1 protein-coding gene is annotated in these 754 nt (G+C 65.1%); it reads right to left on the bottom strand.

What is annotated here, in order from left to right; translation table 11 throughout:
• The coding region (locus tag JK363_RS41490; protein ID WP_201883499.1) for an acyltransferase domain-containing protein at window positions 1–754 on the bottom strand (754 nt) is incomplete at both ends.

Below are 754 nucleotides of genomic sequence, written 5' to 3' on the forward strand. Positions count from 1 at the left end.
GAACTCCGCCAGCATCGGCTCCATCAACGCCGAATGGAACGCATGACTCACCCGCAGCCGCGACACCCGACAGCCCTGCTCGCCTGCAACCGCCATCACCTGCTCAACGGCATCCTCGTCACCAGAGACCACCACAGCCGTCGGACCGTTGACCGCCGCGATCCCCACACGCGAACCATCCGGCAAACCGCCCAGAATCTCCGTAACCTCGGCCTCGCCGGCCTCGATGGCTGCCATCGCGCCGCCCTCCGGCAACGCCTGCATCAACCGCGCACGCCCCGCCACCAACCGGGCGGCATCCTCCACACCAAACACACCCGCCACATACGCGGCAACGAACTCACCAACCGAATGCCCCAACACCACATCCGGACTCACACCCCAGGAACGCAGCAACTCCACCAACGCAACCTGCACCGCAAACAACCCCGTCTGCGCATAGCCAGTGCGGTCCAACAGCACCGCCTCCTCGGAACCCTCCCCCGCGAACAACACCTCCCGCACCGGCACACCAAACCCCGCAACACCCTCAAGCACCCCATCCAGATGACCGCAGACCTCATCCAACGCCCGGGCGAAGACAGGGAACTGGCCATACAACTCACAGCCCATCCCCACCCGCTGACTACCCTGCCCCGTAAACATCCAGCCGGTACGGCCGTCATTGAACACACCGGACACGGAGGAAGGCTCACCACCGACCAGCTCGGTCAGCCCCGAACGCAAAGCACCCAGGTCTTCGCCCAGGACCACA

The sequence above is a fragment of the Streptomyces coffeae genome, assembly GCF_016741875.1.
Lineage (GTDB): Bacteria > Actinomycetota > Actinomycetes > Streptomycetales > Streptomycetaceae > Streptomyces > Streptomyces coffeae.